The 22,349-nt window shown below is 39.7% G+C and carries 16 protein-coding genes; 13 read left to right on the top strand and 3 right to left on the bottom strand.

Translation table 11 applies throughout. The annotated features are described in order from the left end of the window. The first annotated feature begins 1 nt into the window (after position 1). On the top strand, positions 2-655 hold the full coding sequence (locus ACO1QW_RS10495) for an HAD family hydrolase (RefSeq protein WP_486258258.1): 654 nt from the start codon (positions 2-4) through the stop codon (positions 653-655). 4 nt (positions 656-659) lie between these two features. Here ACO1QW_RS10495 and ACO1QW_RS10490 read toward each other — a convergent pair whose 3' ends face one another. Further along, positions 660-1,538, bottom strand: a complete 879-nt coding sequence (locus ACO1QW_RS10490) for an AraC family transcriptional regulator (RefSeq protein WP_486258256.1) — start codon at positions 1,536-1,538, stop codon at positions 660-662. A gap of 216 nt (positions 1,539-1,754) precedes the next feature. Here ACO1QW_RS10490 and ACO1QW_RS10485 point away from each other — a divergent pair, with 216 nt between their 5' ends. The 12 genes from ACO1QW_RS10485 to ACO1QW_RS10430 all read left to right on the top strand — a co-directional run bounded on the left by ACO1QW_RS10485 (position 1,755) and on the right by ACO1QW_RS10430 (position 20,018). Continuing rightward, positions 1,755-4,943, top strand: coding sequence for a SusC/RagA family TonB-linked outer membrane protein (locus ACO1QW_RS10485; RefSeq protein ID WP_486258254.1), 3,189 nt, complete (start codon positions 1,755-1,757; stop codon positions 4,941-4,943). A gap of 10 nt (positions 4,944-4,953) precedes the next feature. After that, positions 4,954-6,639, top strand: a complete 1,686-nt coding sequence (locus ACO1QW_RS10480) for a RagB/SusD family nutrient uptake outer membrane protein (protein WP_486258252.1) — start codon at positions 4,954-4,956, stop codon at positions 6,637-6,639. Positions 6,640-6,679: 40 nt separating this feature from the next. After that, a complete protein-coding gene (locus tag ACO1QW_RS10475) occupies positions 6,680-7,819 on the top strand; it encodes a glycan-binding surface protein (protein ID WP_486258250.1) in 1,140 nt (379 codons plus the stop codon). 29 nt (positions 7,820-7,848) lie between these two features. Then, the gene (locus ACO1QW_RS10470; protein ID WP_486258248.1) at positions 7,849-9,393 is read left to right on the top strand and encodes an IPT/TIG domain-containing protein; all 1,545 of its coding nucleotides are present in this window, start codon (positions 7,849-7,851) and stop codon (positions 9,391-9,393) included. 91 nt (positions 9,394-9,484) lie between these two features. Then, on the top strand, positions 9,485-10,630 hold the full coding sequence (locus tag ACO1QW_RS10465; protein ID WP_486258247.1) for a glycoside hydrolase family 26 protein: 1,146 nt from the start codon (positions 9,485-9,487) through the stop codon (positions 10,628-10,630). An 87-nt stretch (positions 10,631-10,717) separates the two neighbouring features. Further along, positions 10,718-12,547, top strand: coding sequence for a sodium:solute symporter family protein (locus ACO1QW_RS10460; RefSeq protein WP_486258245.1), 1,830 nt, complete (start codon positions 10,718-10,720; stop codon positions 12,545-12,547). A gap of 17 nt (positions 12,548-12,564) precedes the next feature. Beyond that, positions 12,565-13,767, top strand: a complete 1,203-nt coding sequence (locus ACO1QW_RS10455) for a glycoside hydrolase family 130 protein (protein WP_486258243.1) — start codon at positions 12,565-12,567, stop codon at positions 13,765-13,767. Between the two features lie 6 nt (positions 13,768-13,773). Continuing rightward, a complete protein-coding gene (locus ACO1QW_RS10450; RefSeq protein WP_486258241.1) occupies positions 13,774-15,000 on the top strand; it encodes an AGE family epimerase/isomerase in 1,227 nt (408 codons plus the stop codon). A gap of 3 nt (positions 15,001-15,003) precedes the next feature. Beyond that, positions 15,004-16,761, top strand: coding sequence for an alpha-L-arabinofuranosidase (locus ACO1QW_RS10445; RefSeq protein WP_486258239.1), 1,758 nt, complete (start codon positions 15,004-15,006; stop codon positions 16,759-16,761). Between the two features lie 49 nt (positions 16,762-16,810). After that, complete coding sequence (locus tag ACO1QW_RS10440) at positions 16,811-17,881, top strand: SGNH/GDSL hydrolase family protein (RefSeq protein WP_486258921.1); 1,071 nt, start codon at positions 16,811-16,813, stop codon at positions 17,879-17,881. 62 nt (positions 17,882-17,943) lie between these two features. Next, positions 17,944-19,068: a glycoside hydrolase family 26 protein gene (locus ACO1QW_RS10435; RefSeq protein WP_486258238.1), complete on the top strand. Its 1,125-nt coding sequence runs from the start codon at positions 17,944-17,946 to the stop codon at positions 19,066-19,068. Continuing rightward, positions 19,065-20,018, top strand: coding sequence for a glycoside hydrolase family 5 protein (locus ACO1QW_RS10430; RefSeq protein ID WP_486258236.1), 954 nt, complete (start codon positions 19,065-19,067; stop codon positions 20,016-20,018). Before ACO1QW_RS10435 ends, ACO1QW_RS10430 begins: the two co-directional genes overlap by 4 nt. Before the next feature lie 7 nt (positions 20,019-20,025). Here ACO1QW_RS10430 and ACO1QW_RS10425 read toward each other — a convergent pair whose 3' ends face one another. Both ACO1QW_RS10425 and ACO1QW_RS10420 read right to left on the bottom strand, forming a co-directional pair. Then, entirely contained in the window at positions 20,026-20,733 is a 708-nt protein-coding gene (locus ACO1QW_RS10425) for a response regulator transcription factor (RefSeq protein ID WP_486258234.1), read from the bottom strand. Positions 20,734-20,765: 32 nt separating this feature from the next. Beyond that, positions 20,766-22,214 carry a sensor histidine kinase gene (locus ACO1QW_RS10420; protein WP_486258233.1) on the bottom strand — a complete coding sequence of 483 codons (1,449 nt, stop codon included), beginning with the start codon at positions 22,212-22,214 and terminating at the stop codon, positions 20,766-20,768. Between the last annotated feature and the right edge of the window lie 135 nt (positions 22,215-22,349).

The following is a 22,349-nucleotide window of genomic DNA, read 5'->3' as shown; positions in this document are numbered from 1 at the left end:
AATGAGTAAGAATGCATTTTTATTTGATTTGAATGGAACCATGATCGATGATATGCAGTATCATATCAAAGCATGGCATGGAATATTGAATGAGTTGGGTGCAAACATTTCAATGGATCGAATGAAAGAAGAGTGCTACGGTAAGAATGATGAATTGCTGGAACGCATGTTTCCCGGCCGTTTTACCGAAGCTGAGAAACAAACCATGAGTCTTGAAAAAGAAAAGCAATACCAGCAGCAGTTTAAACCTAATTTGAAGTTGTTACCTGGTTTGCTGGAATTTCTTGAAAAGGCTCATCAGCAACAAATAAAAATGGCCATTGGTTCTGCAGCTATCATGTTCAATATTGATTTTGTGTTAGACAATCTCAACATCCGTGATTATTTCGCTGCTTTGGTGAGTGCAGATGATGTGGCAATAAGTAAACCGGATCCTGAAACATTCTTAAAATGTGGTGAACGTTTAAATACAAATCCAACTAATTGTATCGTCTTTGAAGATTCCCCAAAAGGAGTGGAGAGCGCAAAACGTGCAGGCATGAAAGCGGTGGTATTAACTACGATGCATGAAGAACATGAGTTTACTGTAGATGATCATGTGTTGTTATTTGTAAAAGATTTTACCGATGAACGATTAAGCAAATTGTTTTCTTAACTGCTTACACAAATATCCGGTTGTGATAATTGTAATTTTCCCTGAACTCTTTCGGCGTACATCCTTTTTTCTTTTTGAAAAGACGGTTGAAATTCGAAATGTTATTGAAGCCGCAGTTGTATGCAATTTCAGCAACGGAATGTGTTGTATCAATTAATTGTCGTGAGGAATGGCCAAGACGCAATTCCAATAAACTATCGATAAACGAAATGCCTGTGCGTTGTTTAAAGAAGCGACTGAATGATGCTGGCGTCATGTTCACCAGCTTTGCAACTTCATCAAGCGTAACATTTTTATGAAAGCTATGGTTCATGTGTTCCAGTACTTTTTCTATTCGCCTGCTGTTGTAGGTTAATTCAGCGCCACTGAAGGTTGTGTCAGATAAAGTGCGCATGTTGCGTGATACAGAAAGATCATGGAGGATCGATAATAATTCAAGCACAGAATCAAACCCATGCTTTTGACTTAAGATGATCAGCCGTGGTTCTATTTGCTGCATAGTTTCAGTAGAAAATAAAATTCCTTTTGCTGATCGCTCCAGCATCTTGCGGAGGTAACTCAGTTGGTTGCGTCGTAAAAATTTATCATCGAACAGATCTTTGTGAAATTGAATCGTGATCTCATGTATCTCTTTGCTTTTGCATTTATGTGTTTCCCAAACATGCGGAAGATTCGACCCCACCAACACTAATTCATAATCATCTATCTCCGCAATATGATCGCCAATGATGCGCCTTGCACCTTTTGCTTTGCGAATAAAGTTCAATTCCAATTCTTCATGGCAATGCAATGGAAAATCAAATTCACTCTTGGTGCGTGTGAATAAAGTAAAGCAGTCGCTGCTGGTGAGAGGAGTTATTTCACGCATGAGATTGTTGTGCATGGTCAATCGTTTGATGTAAAATTAGTAAACGGAAGGTAAGAAAGTACAATTGACAGCTTTGAATTGAACAAGGCTATTTGCGGAAAATTGCCCGTTTAACAGGCGTTTCAGCGGTTTCCTGCGGAAAAACTGCATTACAAAATACAATGCTTGGATAAAAAAGTATTAGTATTCGATAGAATATGAAAGATATATTTGTCTAAACATTCTTGCTATATGAGAAATTTACGATTGCTCCGGGCTATCGCGTTACTATGTGCGTGTGTCTTACTCGCTTCTTCCATTTCAGCACAAAACAGAACCATTACAGGTATTATTTCTGACAAAGCGGGCACGCCCGTTGAAGGTGCTACAATTACTGTGAAAGGACAGAAAACTGCAACTCTTACCGATGCAAATGGTGCATTTAAAATTGACGTTCCATCTGCCAATTCAGTTTTGGTTGTATCCTATGTTGGTGCAAAGTCTGTAGAAATATCAACCGCTGGCAAAACTACCGTTCTGGCAACAGTTGATATTGCAGATGTCAAGCTGAGCGAAGTTGTTGTAGTTGGTTACGGTAAATCAAGACGGTCGAATCTTACAAGTGCACAAACAACTGTATCTGCAAAAGATATAGAGCGAACAGTAAACACCACCATTGAGCAGGCTATCCAGGGCAGGGCTGCCGGTGTGTATGTTACACAAAACTCGGGACAACCCGGCGGTGGCATTTCCGTTAACATCCGTGGTATAAGTTCATTAGGTCGCACGCAACCATTATATGTAGTGGATGGTGTGCAAATACAGGCAAATGAAGATGTATCGTATGGTTCATCTAGTTCTTCCAATCCTTTAGCTGGTATTAACCCAAATGATATTGAAGATATCCAGATTCTGCAGGGACCATCGGCTACGGCTATTTATGGTTCACGTGCCAGTAATGGTGTAATCCTCATCACAACAAAACGTGGTAAGGCAGGAGATTTTAAGATCAACTATACTTACCAGCATAATATTCAAACTCCACCCGATGAACTTAAAGTAATGAACTTAAGTCAGTACGCTCAAATGGTTAAGGAATACCATTCCATTGCAGGTGGTACTACTCCCGGCGAATTTTTAGATCCCACTCTTTTAGGTGAAGGCACAAACTGGCAGCGTGAATTATTTAATAATGCCACTATGAGCAAACATCAATTGAGTTTAAGTGGTGGTAGCAACAATACGAATTATTATCTGTCGGGTGAATATTTGAAGCAACAGGGTGTTGCATTAGGTTCTGGCTTTAAACGTTATGGTTTTCGTTTGAATATGGATAATAAACCGAGAACATGGATCACAATCGGCACCAACCTCAGTTTTAATCAAACGAATGAAAACCTCACCGCAACAAACTATGGTGATGCACAAAGTCCGCTTATCTCAAATGCATTGCGTTTAACCCCACAGATACCGGTTAAAAACCTGAATGGTTCATGGGGTGGAAGCGATCCTGTTAATGGCGCTAATCAATTTGCGCCTGTGAATCCTGTAGCGCTTGCAAGCCTCATCAGCAATAACAATATGAAACGCCAATTCCTTGGCGGTTTGAACCTTGGCATCACCATCGTAAAAGGATTAGTATTCAGAACATCACTTAACGGTAGCGCAGGCAACGGACTTTCTACTTACTATACACCAACTTATAGTATTGATCAGTGGCATACGAATTTACTTGCGTCATTACAATCGGGCACATACTCAAGCTGGTACTGGAACTGGAACCAAATGCTTGAATACACAAAGCAGATTGATAAACACAATTTCACTTTAATGGCGAGTCATGAAGCGCAGGAATCGCAATGGAAAGCGTTATCAGCAGGAAGAACAGGTTTCCTTACCAATGATATTTTTGATGTGAATGCGGGAAATCCTACTTCAGCTACAAACGAAGGAGGAACTTATCCATGGTCAATGGAATCGTTCCTTGGAAGACTCAATTATAATTATGACAATCGTTACCTGTTAACAGGAACTTTCAGAAGAGATGGTTCTCCTTATTTTGGTGCCGATAACCGGTGGGGTAATTTCCCTTCTGTATCCGCAGCATGGAGGGTTTCACAAGAAAAGTTTTTTGAAGTTCCTTTCATCAGCGAATTGAAACTAAGATATGAAACAGGCTTAACAGGAAACCAGGGAAGTGGGTCGGGAATTTATGCACCATTAAATACGGGTGCAACACCCTGGGGTACCGGTTTATTACCAGCATCATTTACCAATCCCAAATTGCAATGGGAGCAAACAATGACCCACAACATTGGGCTCAACCTTGGTTTGTTGAAAAACCGAATTACAATTGAAGGTGATTACTACATTAAGAATACCGATAACTTAATTCTCCAGGCAAGCTTACCATGGTACATGGGTACAAATGGAAGCCCCGGTTCAGTTGGTGCACCATTAGTTAATGCTGGTGCATTAAAAACAAAAGGTTGGAATTTCTCTATCTCAAGCAGCAATATTCAGAATAAAAATTTCAAATGGGAAACAAATCTGAACCTCTCACATTTCAGATCAACCATTGAATCATTAAACTCAGACAATGCATTTATCGACAGAACATCGTGGTGGATGAATAACTGGACACAACGTGCAGCAATTGGCCAGCAGCCCTGGTTGTTCAGAGGATATATAGAAGAAGGGATATTCTCATCGATCGATGAAATTAATGGCAGCGCTGTGCCGGTTGATAACAGTGGAAACAGAAGACCCACAGATCCGCAAACAGGTATATGGGTAGGTGACGTAAAGTATAAAGATATTAACGGCGACGGAAAGATCGATGTAAATGATATGACGAATATTGGTAGCCCATGGCCTAAACTCACAGCTGGTTTAACCAACTCGTTTTCTTATAAGGGTTTTGATCTGAGTGTTCTTATTGTTGGAACTTACGGAAATGATATTTACAACTACATTGCTTCTGAAGCAAGCAATCCTAACAATATTAATCTCAGCAGAAATTTATTAACTGCATCAATGGGCTATGCAAAGATCAGTACAGATGCCAACGGAAAACCATATCTCACAAATGCGGGAACAACCATTCCACGTATGTCAAACAATTCTGTAGCCAATGATAACAACTACGGAAAAATTACCACCAGGTTTGTAGAAGATGGTTCTTATTTAAGAGTGAAGAATGTTACACTTTCTTACAACGTGCCTTTCAAATATTTGAATTATGCAAAAGTGATAAAGGGATTAAGAGCAACAATAGGGGCTCAAAACCTTCTAACATTTACAAAGTACAAAGGATACGATCCGGAAGTGGGAGCGTATGTTGGAACAGGATCAAGCTCATCGAACCAGGCAATAGGAATTGATTTTGGTCGCTATCCATTAACCCGCATGTACACTGCAACAATTAGTGTTGACTTCTAAACTTATTCACATGAAAAAAATAACTAGCATAAAATATTTAATAGGCTTACTGGTTGCTGTTGCAGCATTTTCAGGATGTAAAAAAACATTCCTGGAAAAACCACCATTAAGTTCCATTACCGATGCAAACTTTTATAAAACCGATGAACAGGTACTGGCAGGCACAGCTTTGCTTTACAGCACGGTGTGGTTCGATTACAATGATAAAGCCATGTACAACCTCGGTGATTTCAGAGGAGGTACTGCATTCTCAGCATGGAACGACAGAGGAAATGTATTGTTTAATACCACGGGTGATAACGGAGAGAACGGTGCATCATGGCGGGCGTTCTTTAATGTGGTGGGTCAGTCAAATCTTTTTCTTTATAACATCAATCGCTATGGCGGACCAAATGTTTCTGCAACTGTTAAAAAAACAGCCATTGCAGAAGCAAGATTTATGCGTGCATTGGCGTATCGTTTCCTCGTGATGAACTGGGGACCAGTTCCTGTTATTGAAAACAACTTCGATAAATTGTTTGATACATCAATCAACAGAAACACTGTAACAAGTGTATGGCGTTTTATTACAAGAGAAATGCGTGCAGCAGCAGAAGATTTACCAACTGTGGCAACACAGGAAGGAAGACTTACAAAATGGTCGGCCGAAGGAATGCTTGCCCGTTTTTATCTTACAAGAGCTGGTGTTGAAGCTGCTGGCGGAGTTAGAAAGCAACAATTTTTAGACAGTGCAAAATACTATGCTGAAAGAGTTATTAATAACAGCGGAAAGAAATTACTTACGAATTACTACAACCTGTTTAAACATCCGTACGATAATAATTCAGAAGGTTTATTTGAACTGCAATGGGTTTTTGCAGGCGCCAATGTTTGGGGTATTTCAAACAGCATGCCTGAGTATCTTGCTTTCAGTCCTGATATTGCATTTGGCGGATGGGGCGGAGATAAAGGCGCAACATGGTGGCTCATCAAACAATACGATGGTATTACAGAGCAACCTGATGGTACATTAAAAGGTCGTACGCTGGATAACAGGTTATACTCAACCTTTATGCTTCCGGGAGCTTATTATCCGGAGATCACAAAAGTTTCCGACAAAACAAAACTCATTTATCCATTTACAGGAACCGATCAAAACTTTCTTGCAGTTAAAAAATATATTATTGGCTCACCGGTTGACCTGGCTGGAATTGCTGCTCAACAGCGCTATCCAAATAATACGTACATGATGCGGTTGGCAGAGATGTACCTTATCTATGCTGAAGCAACCATTGGTAATAATGGGTCAACGAGCGATGCAACTGCCGTTGATTATTTTAACAAGGTGCATACAAGAGCAGGTTTACCTGCTTATGTAGTGGGAGGAGTAAATGGAAGTGGCCCGCTTACACTTGACGCAATTTTTTCTGAGCGTTTTAAAGAGTTTGCAATGGAAGGCATGGCTTGGTACGATCTTGTAAGCTTACATTATTATAATCCTGCGAAAGCATTTTCTATTCTCAATTCACAGGACAGAGGATTGTTCTTTACAAGACCAGATCAAATGCCGAATCCAACACAATGGACTTTTACAAAGACATCGTGGTTTTCCGAAAGAACGATTTCTGCCAATGAAGGTAACTTCCTGTTACCTATTCCAAATTCAGAGATCAGCAATGCACCAAATCTTCAGAAACCACCGGTTGATTATCCATAATTGTTGCCAACAAGATTGTTAAATCAAAAAGACATTTAAAATGAAAATAGTAACCAAGCACATACTTTTTTTTCTGACAGTTGTCGCTTTTAGCAGTGCCTTTTATTCCTGCACAAAAGAAACAACCGCTGAGCCGAAAGTTAAGTATGTAAGAATAACAAGGCCTGAGTCATCCGATTCATTATTAGTTGGTGCCGGACAGGGAAGCCTGATCGCTATCGTTGGCGAAAACTTAAAAGGAGCAGTTGAAATATGGTTTAACGACCAGCAGGCAAGGCTTACGCCCACATATATTACCAACACAACCATATTGGTATCTGTGCCGAATCCAATTCCAAAACAAATCACCAATAAACTCAAAATTATTTTTAGTGATGGTTTTATTCTCTATCATGATTTTGAAGTGCAGATCAGTAAACCAGTTGTAAGCAGCATGGTGAGCGAGTTTGTAAATACCGGAAGCGTTGCAACAATTAAAGGCGACTTTTTTTATACGCCGTTAACGGTGACGTTTGCTGGTGGGGTCAATGGAACAATTGTTTCTGTAACAGATCAACTTATACAGGTAGAGGTTCCTGCAGGTGCACAACCCGGACAAATAACTGTTAAGACGAATTTTGGTGAAACAAAATCAGACTTCTGGTTTAGAGACAGCAGGGGCCATTTCATTGACAGCGATCCGTATGAAGGCTGGTGGAATTCTGGTTATGTAGTAACGAATCCAGGCCCAACTGATCCTCCTTCTATCAGCGGTAATTATATACGCTTTACAAAACAAATAGGCTCATGGAGCTGGAATGAATTAGCAGGTGGCCCTGCATCAGCAATGCCGGTGCATAGCAAAAATATTCCTGATGCTGCAATATTAAAACCCGAAGATTATTACCTGAAGTTTGAAGTAAACACCGTTAAACCTTATAACGGGAATGTGGTGAAAATTAATGTTGCATTAAGTGCAGAAGATAACAACGGCTACAAATGGATTCCTCCGTATGATACAAAAGGTCAATGGCACACAGTGGTTATTCCATTAACAGAAGTGTTTGCACAATACACGCCTAAACCAGTAGTTAACCCTGCTGGCTATTGGAGCCGTATACTTATGGGGCATGCAGAAGGAAGCCTCGATGCAGATATTGCATTTGATAACTTCAGGGTAGTGCCAAAAGTTATTAAATAAACATTACCTAAAAACTACAATTCAAAACGATGAATAAACTATTTAATATACGGATGCTTTCCTTTGTTTGCTTCGTTACAATAATTGGAATAGCAACTTCATGTAAGAAAAATGATGCGAAGTCTGGTGATGTGAAATTGCTGAGCTTTGGCCCAACCGGTGCAAAGCATGGAGATACATTGCTTTTTATTGGTAACAATCTTAATAAAGTAACTTCCATTCAGTTCACAGGAACTACTTCAATAGTAGATCAGAAAAATTTCATATCTCAATCAGAAGAATTGATAAAGCTGATCGTTCCTTCATCTGCCGAAAAGGGATATGTTACATTAAAAACTACAGATGGCGATATAGTTTCAAAAACAATGTTTAACCTGGATGTATTAACCACTGTAACTTCTATTACCGCCCAGGCAAGGCCCGGAGAAAATATTACCATTACAGGTAACTATCTCAATTGGGTAACAAGGATCACGTTTGCGAGAGATAAACTGGTAACGAATTTTGTAAGTAAATCAATTAATCAAATTGTGGTTACCGTTCCTGCTGATGCAGAAACCGGTCCATTGATTCTTTCTTACGGAGGCACGGATTCAGCAGATGTGCAAACAAAAGATACATTAAAAGTTACGTTGCCGGTAAGCACATCCTTTTCTCCAAACCCTGTAAAACATGCAGCTGACCTTACAATTACAGGAACGAATCTTGATCTGGTTAAAAAAATAATTTTCACTAGTGTTGCAACTCCTGTTACAAGTTTTGTGAGTCAAACAGCTACGCAGATTGTTGTTAAAGTGCCAGCCAGTACCACAAAAGGTAAAGTGAAGTTTGAAGCTGCATCGGGAGTACAAACTACATCAACAAGCGATCTCGATGTTGTATTGCCAGCTATTACTACTATGTTACCTAATGCAGTTGATCCATTGGCAAATCTTACAATAACCGGAACTAACCTTGACCTGGTATCATCAGTTGCATTTATAGGTGTTACAAATGCAGTTACTTCCTTTGTCAGTCAAACAGCAACACAGCTTGTTGTAAAAGTGCCTGCAGGTTCAATAACAGGTAAGTTGACATTGTTTGTAAAAAATTCAACTCTTTCAGTAAAGTCTGCTAACGATCTCATAATTGTTGGTTCATCGGTTCCTCCAATCATTCTTTATGATGATGCGCTAACCTCTGCATGGAATGGCTGGATCGGCGGCGGCTGGGGTGGCACAAAAGATTTAAGCAATGCTACACCTGTGCAGTCTGGTTCCAAATCGTGCAGAATTAGTTATGTCGGCGATTGGGGTGTTCCTCTTCAATTAGGTGGTGCTAATATTTCATTGGCAGGTTATACTTCGTTAAAAGTTTCCATTTATGGAGGCGCAGGAAGTAATAATCAAAACGTAAACATCGGGTTTAATGAGGCGGATGGTAAAACCATAACAATTGTTGAAGGGCAATGGACTGATTATACAATTCCATTAAGTCAGATTTCTTCAGCTTCTACATTATCATTTTTATACTTTAAGAAGTATTCGACCAATGGTGATTTTACAATTTATTTCGACAACCTGGGGATTTATTAAGATCAACAATTAAGCTGTGCAGATTGTTTTTTGCATAAATCTGTCGCATGAAACATAGTCGGTTACCTTACAAAAAATGAATTGCATTTCGATGAGATACAGCCAGCATTGTGTTGCTTTTATTTCAGTTTTCATCCTTGCTGCCTGCCAGGTAAAAGCGCAGCAGGAGCTGCCATCTCATAAGAAGGCAACAAAAGAAACGGTGAGTCTGTACAACAATTTAAAGAGGGTAGCTTCCAAGGGTTTTCTGTTTGGTCACCAGGATGATCTTGCCTATGGTGTTAACTGGAAATATAAACACGGAGCAAGTGATGTAAAAGAAGCAGCTGGTGATTATCCCGCAGTTTATGGATGGGAAATCGGTGGACTTGAACATGATCTTCCAAAAAATCTTGATGCTGTTCCATTTGAAACCATGAAACAGTTCGTACAGGATGGTTATGAACGTGGTGGCGTTGTTACGATCAGTTGGCATGCAAACAGTCCGTTAGGAAATGGCAAGAGTGCATGGGATACAACACATGGAACAGTTGCTACAATATTACCGGGAGCAGTACATCATGCTTTATATAAATCATGGTTAGATAAAGTTGCTTTATTCCTCCAATCATTAAAAGGAAAAAAAGGAGAAGCTATCCCGGTTTTGTTCCGCCCGTTTCATGAATTAACAGGCAGTTGGTTCTGGTGGGGCCAACGGCAATGTACACCTGAAGAGTTTAAAGCCTTGTGGCGGTTTACATTTCAATATCTCCACAATGAAAAAAAACTCAACAACCTGTTGTGGGTGTATAATACATCAGGTGATTTTACAACAGCAGAAGAATTTTTGGAACGTTATCCCGGCGATGATATGGTGGATATGGTGAGCTTTGATACATACCAGTATGGCGACACAACGCAATCGCCAGTATTTGCTGAACGGCTGAGCAAACAATTGAAACTTGTACAATCCATTGCCGATGAAAAAAAGAAATTAAGTGCATTGGCAGAAACAGGTTATGAAGCAATACCCGATACGAACTGGTGGACGAAAACATTGCTGTCGGCTATTGGTGACACCAAAATTTCCTATGTGCTGGTACGGCGCAATCATGGTTATAATGAACACATGAAAAAGATGCATTACTATGCTCCGTATAAAGGACAGGTATCTGAAAATGATTTTCAGAAATTCTATCAGCATACAAAAACATTATTTGAAAAAGAGGCTGCGGTAGAAAAAATGTATAATCAATGAGCAGTCGTTTTAGTATAATCGGTAGTTGGCGGACTGATTCTTCAGTCTGCACTTTGTTCAACGCATGAAGAAACGGATATTCGTTAGATGAAATTAAGTTTTATTGATATCGGCATTATCGTTCTGTACCTCGTAACCATGGTTATGCTTGGTTGGTTTCTGCGCAAGAAAGCAAGACAGAACAAAGAGAGTTATTTAATGGGCGGGAAAAAACTTCCCTGGTATATGTTAGGAATGAGTGATGCTTCTGATATGTTCGATATCAGTGGTACCATGTGGATGGTGAGTTTATGTTTTGTATACGGTATCAAAAGTATTTGGATTCCGTGGTTGTGGCCGGTATTCAACCAGGTGTTTAATATGATGTATCTCTCAAAATGGTTGCGTCGTTCAAATGCAACAACCGGAGCAGAATGGTTGGCAACACGTTTTGGACTTGCGGGAAAAGGAGTGAAGGGTTCACATAATATTGTTGTTGCCTTTGCGCTTATCGGTTGTCTTGGTTTCCTTGCCTATGGTTTTATTGGTCTTGGAAAGTTCATTGAAATATTTGTTCCATGGGAAATGGTAAAAAGTTATGTGCCATTTGATGTGTCGCCACAATATGTGCCGCATGTTTATGGCATTGTGTTTACACTGTTTGCCATGTTCTATTCAATACTTGGTGGTATGCACAGTATTGTATTGGGCGATCTGATCAAGTATGCCATCATGACGATTGGCTGTATTGCTATCGCAGCTATTGCAATGATTCATCTAAACGGTCAGTCGTTGAATGTTCCAACAGGGTGGGATGATCCTTTCTTTGGTTGGAATCTCAATCTCGACTGGAGCAATATTATTAATGATGCAAACAAGAAAATTGCAGAAGATGGTTATGGTTTGTTTGGTTTGTTCTTTATGATGATGTTGTTCAAAGGTGTGTTTGCAGCAGCTGCCGGCCCGGCACCTAATTATGATATGCAAAAAATCCTTTCAACCAAATCGCCAAAAGAAGCATCAAAGATGACAGGGTTTGTTTCCATTGTGTTATTACCTGTGCGCTATTCAATGATCATTGGTTTAACAGTACTTGGTTTATTGTATTACGATAAGCTGCAACTAGGTAATGGCAGTGGCGGAACTGATTTTGAACGTATACTCCCTGCAGCTATCAATAACTTTTTACCAATAGGAATTTTGGGTTTGGTGCTCACTGGTTTGCTGGGTGCATTTATGGGAACTTTTTCGGGTACGTTAAATGCGGCGCAGGCCTATCTTATTAACGATGTTTATTTAAAATATGTGAACCCAACAGCATCTACCAAAAAGATCATCCGCATGAATTACCTGGCCGGTATTTCTGTAGTTACCATCGGTGTAGTGCTTGGCTTTTTTGCAAAAGATGTTAATAGCGTATTGCAGTGGATCGTATCAGGTTTATATGGTGGTTACATTGCATCAAACGTATTGAAATGGTATTGGTGGCGCTTTAATGCAAATGGTTTTTACATAGGCATGTTAACTGGTGTTGCAGGAGCTATGATCTTTTCAAGATTGTTTACCGGTATTGAATTTCTGTTTTATTTCCCTGTGCTGTTTTTATTATCTGTTGCCGGCAGTTTAATTGGTACATATACTGCTGCTCCAACCGATATCGAAACACTCAAAACATTCTATCGCACAGTACGTCCATGGGGTTTTTGGAAACCCATTCATGAGCTGGTGCAGAAAGAAGATCCATCCTTTGAAGCGAATACAGGTTTTAAACTCGATATGTTCAATGTTGCACTTGGAATAATTGGTCAGTTGTTAATGACTTTGCTTCCAATGTACATCGTGTTATCAATGCATTTACCCTTGTTCATCACCATACTACTATTGCTTCTGATTATTCTCATCCTGAAAAAAACATGGTGGAATAAGCTGGAAGATTGACCCCAAACTTTGAATTTATGAGTGAAAGATTTTACAGCCGATTGGCAAAACTCGAAGAGGAGCAGGAAGAATTGCTCAGGAGGCTTAATGAAAAAGAAAAAACGGGAAACGGTATTATCGACCGCTACAAATATCCTGTACTTACAAATCAGCACACACCATTATTCTGGCGTTATGATTTGAATGAAGAAAGTAATCCGCATCTCATGCAACGCTTTGGCATTAATGCAGTGCTAAATGCAGGTGCAATTAAATGGAATGATAAATATTTGTTGGTGGCAAGAGTGGAAGCGGCTGATCGTAAATCGTTTTTTGCGGTGGCCGAAAGCCCGAACGGTATTGACAATTTTCGGTTTTGGGATTATCCTGTCGTAATGCCTGAAACAAACGTGCCTGATACCAATATCTACGACATGCGTTTGATTCAACACGAAGACGGTTGGATCTATGCACTGTTCTGTACAGAACGCAGAGATGCATCAGCGCATGAAGCAGATCAATCAGCAGCAATAGCTCAATGTGGTATTGCACGCACAAAAGATTTAGAGAAGTGGGAACGGTTGCCTGACCTTGTTACCAAATCAGCACAGCAACGTAACGTAGTACTGCATCCGGAATTTGTGGATGGTTGTTATGCATTTTATACAAGACCGCAGGATAGCTTTATTGAAGCAGGTAAAGGCGGCGGTATTGGTTTTGGTTTAAGCAAATCAATTGAACAAGCTGTTGTAGAGAAAGAGGTAGTGATCGATAAGAAAATTTATCATACGGTATATGAAGCAAAAAATGGATTGGGACCTGCACCTATTAAAACAAAACTTGGATGGTTGCACCTTGCACACGGTGTGCGCAACACTGCTGCGGGTTTGCGTTATGTATTGTATATGTTCATGACCGATCTGAATGATCTTACCAAAGTGATATCCAAACCATCGGGCTATTTTATGGCACCGGAAGGTGAGGAGCGTATTGGTGACGTATCAAATGTATTATTCAGTAATGGATGGATAGCTGATGATAATGGCACAGTGTTCATCTATTATGCATCAAGCGATACACGTATGCATGTTGCAACAACTACCATCGACAAATTGCTTGACTATGTACAAAATTCACCGGCAGATGGTTATCGTTCTGCTGAAACGGTTAAAACATTAATGGAACTGATTGATAAAAATCAAGCTGAAATTTTGGTACGTTCAAATCATGCTTTAAAATAATGAATGATGGAATTGACGGAGGAACCACAAGTGGCACAACCTATGGCTTTGCAACAATATAAAGCTGAACTTGAACAGGAGTTGAAAGAGATACTTGCTTACTGGATGAAATACAGCATTGATCATGTAAAGGGTGGCTTCTATGGAAGTGTAAACAATGATAATATGCCTGGCACCAATGCAGCAAAGGGTATTGTACTCATCAGCCGCATTTGCTGGAGTTTTTCGGCAGCTTACCAGTACAAAAAACAAAAAGAATATTACATAACTGCACAACGTGCATTTCAATACATCTTCGATCATTTTATCGACAGGGAACATGGCGCAGTCTATTGGTCGGTTGATGGAGATGGAAATATGCTCGACGGAAAAAAACAAATCTATGGTTTAGCTTTTTGTATTTACGGACTAACGGAGTTTTACAAAATTTCTCAAGACAAGGCTGCGCTGAATACAGCTATCGATCTGTATCATTTTATTGAACAAAAAAGTTTCGATAATAAACATAATGGTTACATCGAAGCATTTGCAAGAGACTGGCAGGAACTAAGTGATCAGCGCCTGAGCGCCAAAGACAACAACGAGCGTAAAACTGCCAACACTCATCTGCATGTTATTGAAGCATACGTAAATTTGTATGCAGTATGGCCCAAAGAAGAAGTGAAAGGAAAGATCATCAACCTGCTATCATTGTTTGATGAATATTTCATCAATAAAGAAAACCATCATCTCAACTTATTTTTTGATGATGAATGGAATCTTCGTTCAACATTACAATCATACGGACATGATATTGAAGCGGCCTGGCTATTGCAACAGTTTGCAGAACTGATACAGCATGAACGATACAGCAAACGATTTAAAGAATTAGCTGTTTCACTTACTAAAGCAGCAGAACAAGGCTTGGATACCGACGGTGGTTTGTGGTACGAATTTGAACCGGAGTCAAATCACCTTATCAAAGAGAAACATTCCTGGCCGCAGGCAGAAACAATGATCGGTTTTTTCAATGCGTATCAACTTACAGCCAATAAGAAATATTTATTGCGATCTATACAAAGCTGGGACTTTGTGAAGGCACATGTTAAAGACCATGTAAACGGGGAATGGTTCTGGGGAGTGTACGATGATTATTCACTCATGCAAAAAGATAAAGCTGGTTTTTGGAAATGCCCTTATCACAACAGCAGGGCCTTGCTCGAAATAATACAACGGATCAATAATTCAATCTGATCAATGAAAATAAAACAACATTCAAACCTGGGCCTGCCCGGGTTGCTGGTTTGCTCCATGATTATTTTTTCTTCCTGTAAAAAACATTCAGCTGCTGTGGTAACTCCTCCTGTTCCGGTAAACCCTAATGATACCATAACTGTAAATCCACAGGTTGATCCTGCACTTGCATCCACCATTGGTTTTTTTATGAACGACTGGGAAACAAGAAATTTCGCCATACCGGCTACAACAACTGCTGGATCTGTTCCAGTTACCGCTAATATAACGGTAACGGTCGACCGCAGTGCAGTTATTACTAAAATCCCCCGTTCATTTGCAGGTAACAATTCGAATATCTGGATGACGCAGATCGTAACAGAAGCGGCCCTAATAGATCATCTGACTACTCTTCATCCGCATCTTATTCGTTTTCCCGGCGGAAGCATCAGTGATATTTTCTTTTGGAATGCACAACCTGATACGCCACCTGCTGATGCTCCTGCTCAATTACTGAAAGCAGATGGAACAAGTGCGAATGCAGGTTATTGGTTTGGAAAAAACACAGCCAGCTGGACATTCTCCGTTGATAATTATTACAACATGTTACAGCAAACAAATAACAAAGGCATGATCACAGTAAACTATGGTTATGCACGCTACAGCACCGGAGCAAATCCTGTAGCTGCCGCTGCTCATCTTGCTGCTGATTGGGTACGTTACGATAACGGTCGAACTCAATACTGGGAAATTGGAAATGAAAATTTTGGCGATTGGGAAGCGGGTTATCGAATTAAAACTGCTGATAACAAAGATGGTCAGCCCGAATACTTAAGCGGACAGTTATATGGTCAGCATTTCAAAGTATTTGCAGACAGCATGCGTAAAGCCGCACAGGAAATCGGTAAGACAATTTACATCGGTGCAGTGATGTCTGAGTCTGCGCCTCTTTCATGGTGGACAAATACTGCTAAAAACTGGAACAGTGGTTTGTTAAGCACCGCAGCAAATACTCCTGACTTTTACATAGTACATAATTATTACACAGCTTACCAAACCAATGCAGGAGCAACTGAAATACTTAACACGCCAGTTACCGTTACACAAACTATGATGGATTATGTGAAGCAAACGATCAGTATTGCAGGAGCTTTACAAAAGCCAGTTATATTAGGTGAATGGAATATTTTTTCCACAGGTTCGAAGCAACAGGTATCACAGGTGAATGGACTACATGCGGTGATGGTATTAGGCGAATCGCTGAAAAATAAATTCGGCATGACGGCCCGTTGGGATCTTGCAAATGCATGGGATAATGGAAATGATCATGGCATGTTCAGCCAGGGCGATGAACCCGATGCTGTTCCAAAATGGACACCACGTCCTGCATTCTATCACATGTATTTCTTTCAAAGGTACCTCGGCGACAGGTTGGTGATTTCCACATCATCTTCTGCTGATATTGTAAGCTATGCTTCATCATTCACATCGGGTGAAACAGGAGTAACATTGGTGAATAAAAGTGCCGAAGCAAAATCGGTTGAACTAAACTTTAAGAATTTCCGTAAAGGAAATAAATTCTATTGGTACACATTAACCGGAAGTAATGATAATGGAGAGTTCTCACGTAAAACAGTAATAAATGAAATTGGCCCTTCCATTGCAGCTGGAGGCCCGGTTAATTACAAATCCATCAGTCCATTTGCTGCGTCGGCAACAGGCACAGTGAGAGTTACGGTTCCCGCAAGAGCGGCCGTGTATATGGTGGTGGAGAAAAAATAAAAGGATTTAATACGTCAGCGACAAACAAACCATTAAATTATAGACTGTGATGATAAAAAAGAGTTGTGTTATTCTTTTTCTGTTGAGTTGTTTGATGCAGGTTAAGGCAATGCCAACGACAGCGCCAACTTACTCAGCTGATCATCCGTTTATTCAATATACCGGTCGTGTTGATTTTACAAATCCAAAATTGCCAAGATTCTGGCAGCCCGGTGTGCACATCAGTTTTCGGTTTAAAGGAAATGAATGCGACATTCTTTTGAATGATGAGATGCTGTGGGGTAGTAATCACAATTACCTGGAATTAATTGTTGATGGTAAAGCATATCGACTGCAAACAGTTAGCAGGCATGATACATTATCGGTAACAAAGTATTTGTCAGCATCAAAAGAACATAGTATTATACTTTGCAAAAATACAGAAGCAAATATTGGCTGGCTTGAACTGACAGGCATTCGCTGTGAAGAGTTATTGCAACCAAAGCCAAAACCCCAGCGCAAGATCGAATGCATTGGCAACTCGATCACCTGTGGTACCGGTAGCGATGAAAGTACAATTCCCTGCGGGCAAGGTAAATGGCAAGATCAGCACAATGCCTGGTTCAGCTACGGTGCAATTACAGCAAGAGAACTAAATGCGCAATTTCATTTATCATCGGTTTCCGGTATTGGGCTCATGCACAGTTGCTGCAGTATGAATATAACCATGCCAGAAGTATTTGATAAGGTCAGCATGCGGAACGATAGCATTCCATGGAATTTTGCCAGCTATCAACCTGATGTTGTTACTGTTTGTCTTGGACAGAACGACGGCATACAGGATTCTTCTAAGTTCTGCCTTAACTATATTTCATTTATTCAGCAGTTGCGTGGCTATTATCCCCGTGCCCAGATCATTCTGTTAAGCAGCCCAATGGCTAATGCAGGGTTGAAAGCATTTATGAAAAAAACTTTAACAGGAGTGATAAAGGCATTGAATAAGAAAGGAGATAAAAAAATTGCTGCTTTCTTCTTCTCAAAACAATATAGCAGTGGTTGTGATTATCACCCTAGTCTGGCAGAGCATGAGCAGATTGCGAAAGAGTTAACTGCCGCTGTAAAAAAGATCATGAATTGGTAATCGCAAATAGATTAACACTGAATTCATGGAGGATTTTCAATATATCACGAAACATTATTTACATGAAACAGATACTTTATTTCTTCTTGCTGCTTACTGTTTCAATTACTTCTTTATCCCAAACGAAAATGAAGTTGATTGATCCTTTGGCAACAAAGGAAACAAAAGCATTATTTAAAAATTTGCATAAACTTTCTAAAAACCATATACTTTTCGGCCATCAGCATGCAACTCAATACGGACATGGATGGGTAGGCGATGAAAACAGAAGCGACGTAAAGTCAGTCACAGGATCGCACCCGGCTGTTATTGGTGTCGACTTGAGCGGCTTATCAGGCCAGCCCCAGCAGATGATTGAAAAAGAAAAGGTAGCACTGCGTAAAAACATTTCAGATACTTACAACAGGGGAGGAATAACTACCGTTTCCTGGCATTTTAATAACCCGGTTTCACCAACATCTTTTTACTGGAATGATTCAACTGTTGCCGCTGCTGTAAAGAATATTATCCCGGGTGGAACGCATCACGAACAGTATAAATCAATTCTTACAACCATTGCCGATCTGGCAAAATCAATCAAAGGCAATGATGGAAAAACTGTTCCAATGATTTTTCGCCCATATCATGAGTTTGATGGTGATTGGTTCTGGTGGGGCAAAAGTCATTGTACCGTTGATGAATTTAAAAACTTATGGCGTTTTACAGTTACTTACCTCCGTGATTCATTGCAGGTTCATAATTTTATTTATGCTTTTTCTCCCGATAATACATTTGCAACTGAAGAAGAATATTTGGAACGCTACCCAGGTAATGATTATGTTGATATGGTAGGTATGGATAACTATGGAGATTTCGGTCGCTATGGAAGGTATAATCCCGAAGCAGGCTACAGAAAGTTGAAGATTGTTTCTGACTATGCCATCAAATCAAATAAATTAGCAGCATTTACGGAAACAGGTCTTGAGTCAATTCCCAATGAAACATGGTGGACAGATAAACTGCTGGCAATACTCCAACGAAGTAAATTGAAGTTGTGTTATGTGCTGGTGTGGCGGAACGACAGTAAAAGCCCGACCCATTACTATGCTCCTTTTCCGGGCCAAGTCTCGGAACAAAATTTTATTCAATTCTACAACGATCCTTATACGCTGTTTGAGAAAGATCTAAAAAAGGTATACAAAAAATGAAAAAGCTATTTCTGATTATTCTTTTAACTGCATTTTGTTTTGCAGGTAAATCACAACCCGTTGCTCAGCACGGAAAGTTAAGTGTAAAAGGCACCAAGCTTGTTGATGCAAAAGGCAATCCTGTTGTTTTACATGGCATGAGTTTCGGCTGGCACAATCTCTGGCCACGTTTTTATAACGAGGGAGCAGTGAAAGAACTGGTAACAAAATGGAACTCTACTGTTGTGCGTGCATCAATGGGTATCGAGTTAAACGCCAGTGGCTATCTCAAAAGTCCGGAGCAATCGGTGAAGTTGATGAAGAATGTAATTGATGCCAGCATCAAAGAGAAGGTGTACGTGATCATTGATTGGCATGATCACAATATGCATACGAAAGAAGCAGTTGATTTTTTTTCAATGATGGCAAAAGAATACGGTCATCATCCAAATATCATTTATGAAATTTTCAACGAGCCTGATTATGAAACATGGGCCGAAGTAAAAGCATATTCAGAAGAAGTGATCAAAGCTATTCGTGCAATTGACAAGGACAATATTATTCTTGTTGGTTCACCAAAATGGGATCAGGATATTCATTTGCCCGCTGCAGATCCAATTAAAGGATTTGGCAACCTGATGTACACCATGCATTTTTATGCAGGCACACATAAACAATGGTTGCGTGACCGCACTGACGAAGCGATCGCTAAAGGATTACCCATCTTTGTTTCAGAATGTGCCGGTATGGAGGCTACAGGAGATGGGCCTCTCGATCACAAAGAATGGAAAGCATTTGTTGACTGGATGGATGCTCGTGGGCTGAGCTGGATTGCATGGTCTGTATCGGATAAAAAAGAAACCTGTTCCATCCTTAATCCCTCAGCAGCTTCAAATGGAAACTGGATCGAAGCTGATGTGAAGGAGTGGGGAAGACTAACCAAAGAATATTTGCATTTATATAAAAAATAACCAAGAGTTAAACATCTTCTTCCACGTTAAAAATATAACCGGCTCCATACACATTACTCAGGCTTATCTTTTTTGATTGAGCAAATATTTTCCTTAACCGTGAAATAAAAACATCAAGACTTCTTCCAAGGAAATAATCATTCTCGCCCCAGATGCGAACGAGAATTTCTTCCTTCTTAATACGCTTGTTTTTATTCTGGTAAAAGTATTCGATAAGTTCTGCTTCACGTGTGGTGAGCTTCGCTACTTTTTTATCAGGAGTTGTAACAGTGAGTTGTTCCCTGTTGTACAAAATATCACCAATCATGTAAGATGACAGCTGCACTTTTGGTGCAACGGCTCCTGAAGTCATCTTAAGAATATTCTTCAGCTTTAATGCCAGCTCATCTATATCGAATGGTTTACTTATATAATCGGTTGCTCCAATATTCAATCCTGTAAGCCGGTCTTTCTTTTCTGTACGTGCAGTTAAAAAAACAAACGGAATATGTTCTTTGATCTTGACAATATTCTCAGCCAGTTCAAAGCCGCTCTTTTGCGGCATTTGCACATCTAATAAACAAAGCCCGTAATTGGCAGCATTTTCCCTGAATGCTTTTAATGCGTTCTTAGGATTATCATACCAATCAATATCGAACCCTTTCGTTTCAAGGTATTGTTTAATAAGACTACCAAGATCCTGCTCATCTTCCACAAAAAGTATTTTCTCTGTCATGTTCACCTCGTTAATACATTACAACATAAATCTTATGCCTGATCCTGAACAGTTGGTATGTAAATGATAAACTCTGTGCCAACCTGTTCTTTACTTATTACTTCATAATCCCAGCCGTGTGCATCGAGGCATTGCTTGGAATGGTATAAACCAAGACCAATACCAGGTGCATTGCTGCTTACAAGCGATGGGTTACGGTAAAACTTCATAAACATTTTCCGTTTTACTTTATTGCTCATGCCATCGCCATTATCTTTTATACTCAATGCCAGCGTTTGACTGTTTTTTGCATAAGTAGTAACGGCAATTTCTTTTAATGATTTATGATTGTACTTCACCGCATTGTCGAGAATATTCAGGATGATGGAGGTGAAATGCAGTTTGTCGAGCAACGCAAGATCGTCATTCGTTTTATTTGCAAATGAAATAGTCGTGTTTGCAAGATCAACGTTTATACGGTAGTCTGAAATGATTTCTTCCAACTCGTGATTAATACGATGTTTCTCCAAAACAAGCCGCACCGGTTTTTCACCCCCGGTTTCAATTACCTGCTGCATTAGAATGGTTAAACGCTCGCTTTGTCGTTTAATAATGCTGTGCAAATTATCAAGCTTCTGACTTTTGATAATCTGGTTTTCGTTTTCAATTGTTTTGTTAGCAATGATGATCGTAGTAAGTGGGGTTTGAAATTCATGGCTGATGGTGTTAATGAAATCTGATTTCATTTCACTTGACTTCTTTTGCCTGATCCAGTTAGCAAAGGTTAAAAAGAAAATTGTCAGGATGGCCACAATAGAAAAGATCGACAGAAGTGTTTGGGGTAATGTTTTATAAACGATTTGTTGCAAGCGATCAGGTCGGTCGCAATACAAAGCAAAATTCATACGGTAGCTACGAGCGGTAGTGGCACTTACTTTTAGGGCCGAAGCAAGTGTTTGCGGGCTGTAGTTTTTTAATGTGCCGCCAATTTTTGCTCCATGATGTTGCAAATAAGGAACGGAAGTTTTGTAATCTGATTCAGTATTAGAAAAAATTGTGTAATACTGGTTGGGTTCAATAGCAATTGCGAAGTTTTCGATAAACAATGCATACTCAAGTTTGGCACTAAGATTATGTTTTCGCTTGAGTGAATCTAAAAACTTATCCATATTGTTTGCTTCATTCAATGCCTTAAATAAAGTATCGCACAAACGGGCTGATAAATTCTTAAATGCATCGGTGTTATGCAATGCAAACACTTCCAGGTTATCGAACTGCTTGTAAAGAATGCTGTCAATAATCTTTACAGCACCCGGGAACACTTTATCATTTACAATACTTTCCTCATATGCCTTTTTAATGATCTTCTTCTCATCAATATTATACACTTTCTCTTCCAGCTTGTAAATATTACGGATGTGGATCAACTGCTCCAGGCAAAGAATGACGGTGCAGATAATAGCAATGACTTTAAATAAGAAAATCCGGTTTCCTTTAAACATAAATGGCACACTGGTTTTACAAGCAGCAAGGAAAGTACAAAAAAACTCATTTCTGCCCTCTAAACTTTTTACGTTAAGTATTCATTAACTATTTGTTCGGTTTGTGTTGACCACAGCATGATTTTATAAAAATTA

This window comes from Lacibacter sp. (assembly GCF_057361365.1).
The sequence above is the reverse complement of the archived record's forward strand: the minus strand, read 5'-3'. Positions and strand labels throughout refer to the sequence as shown.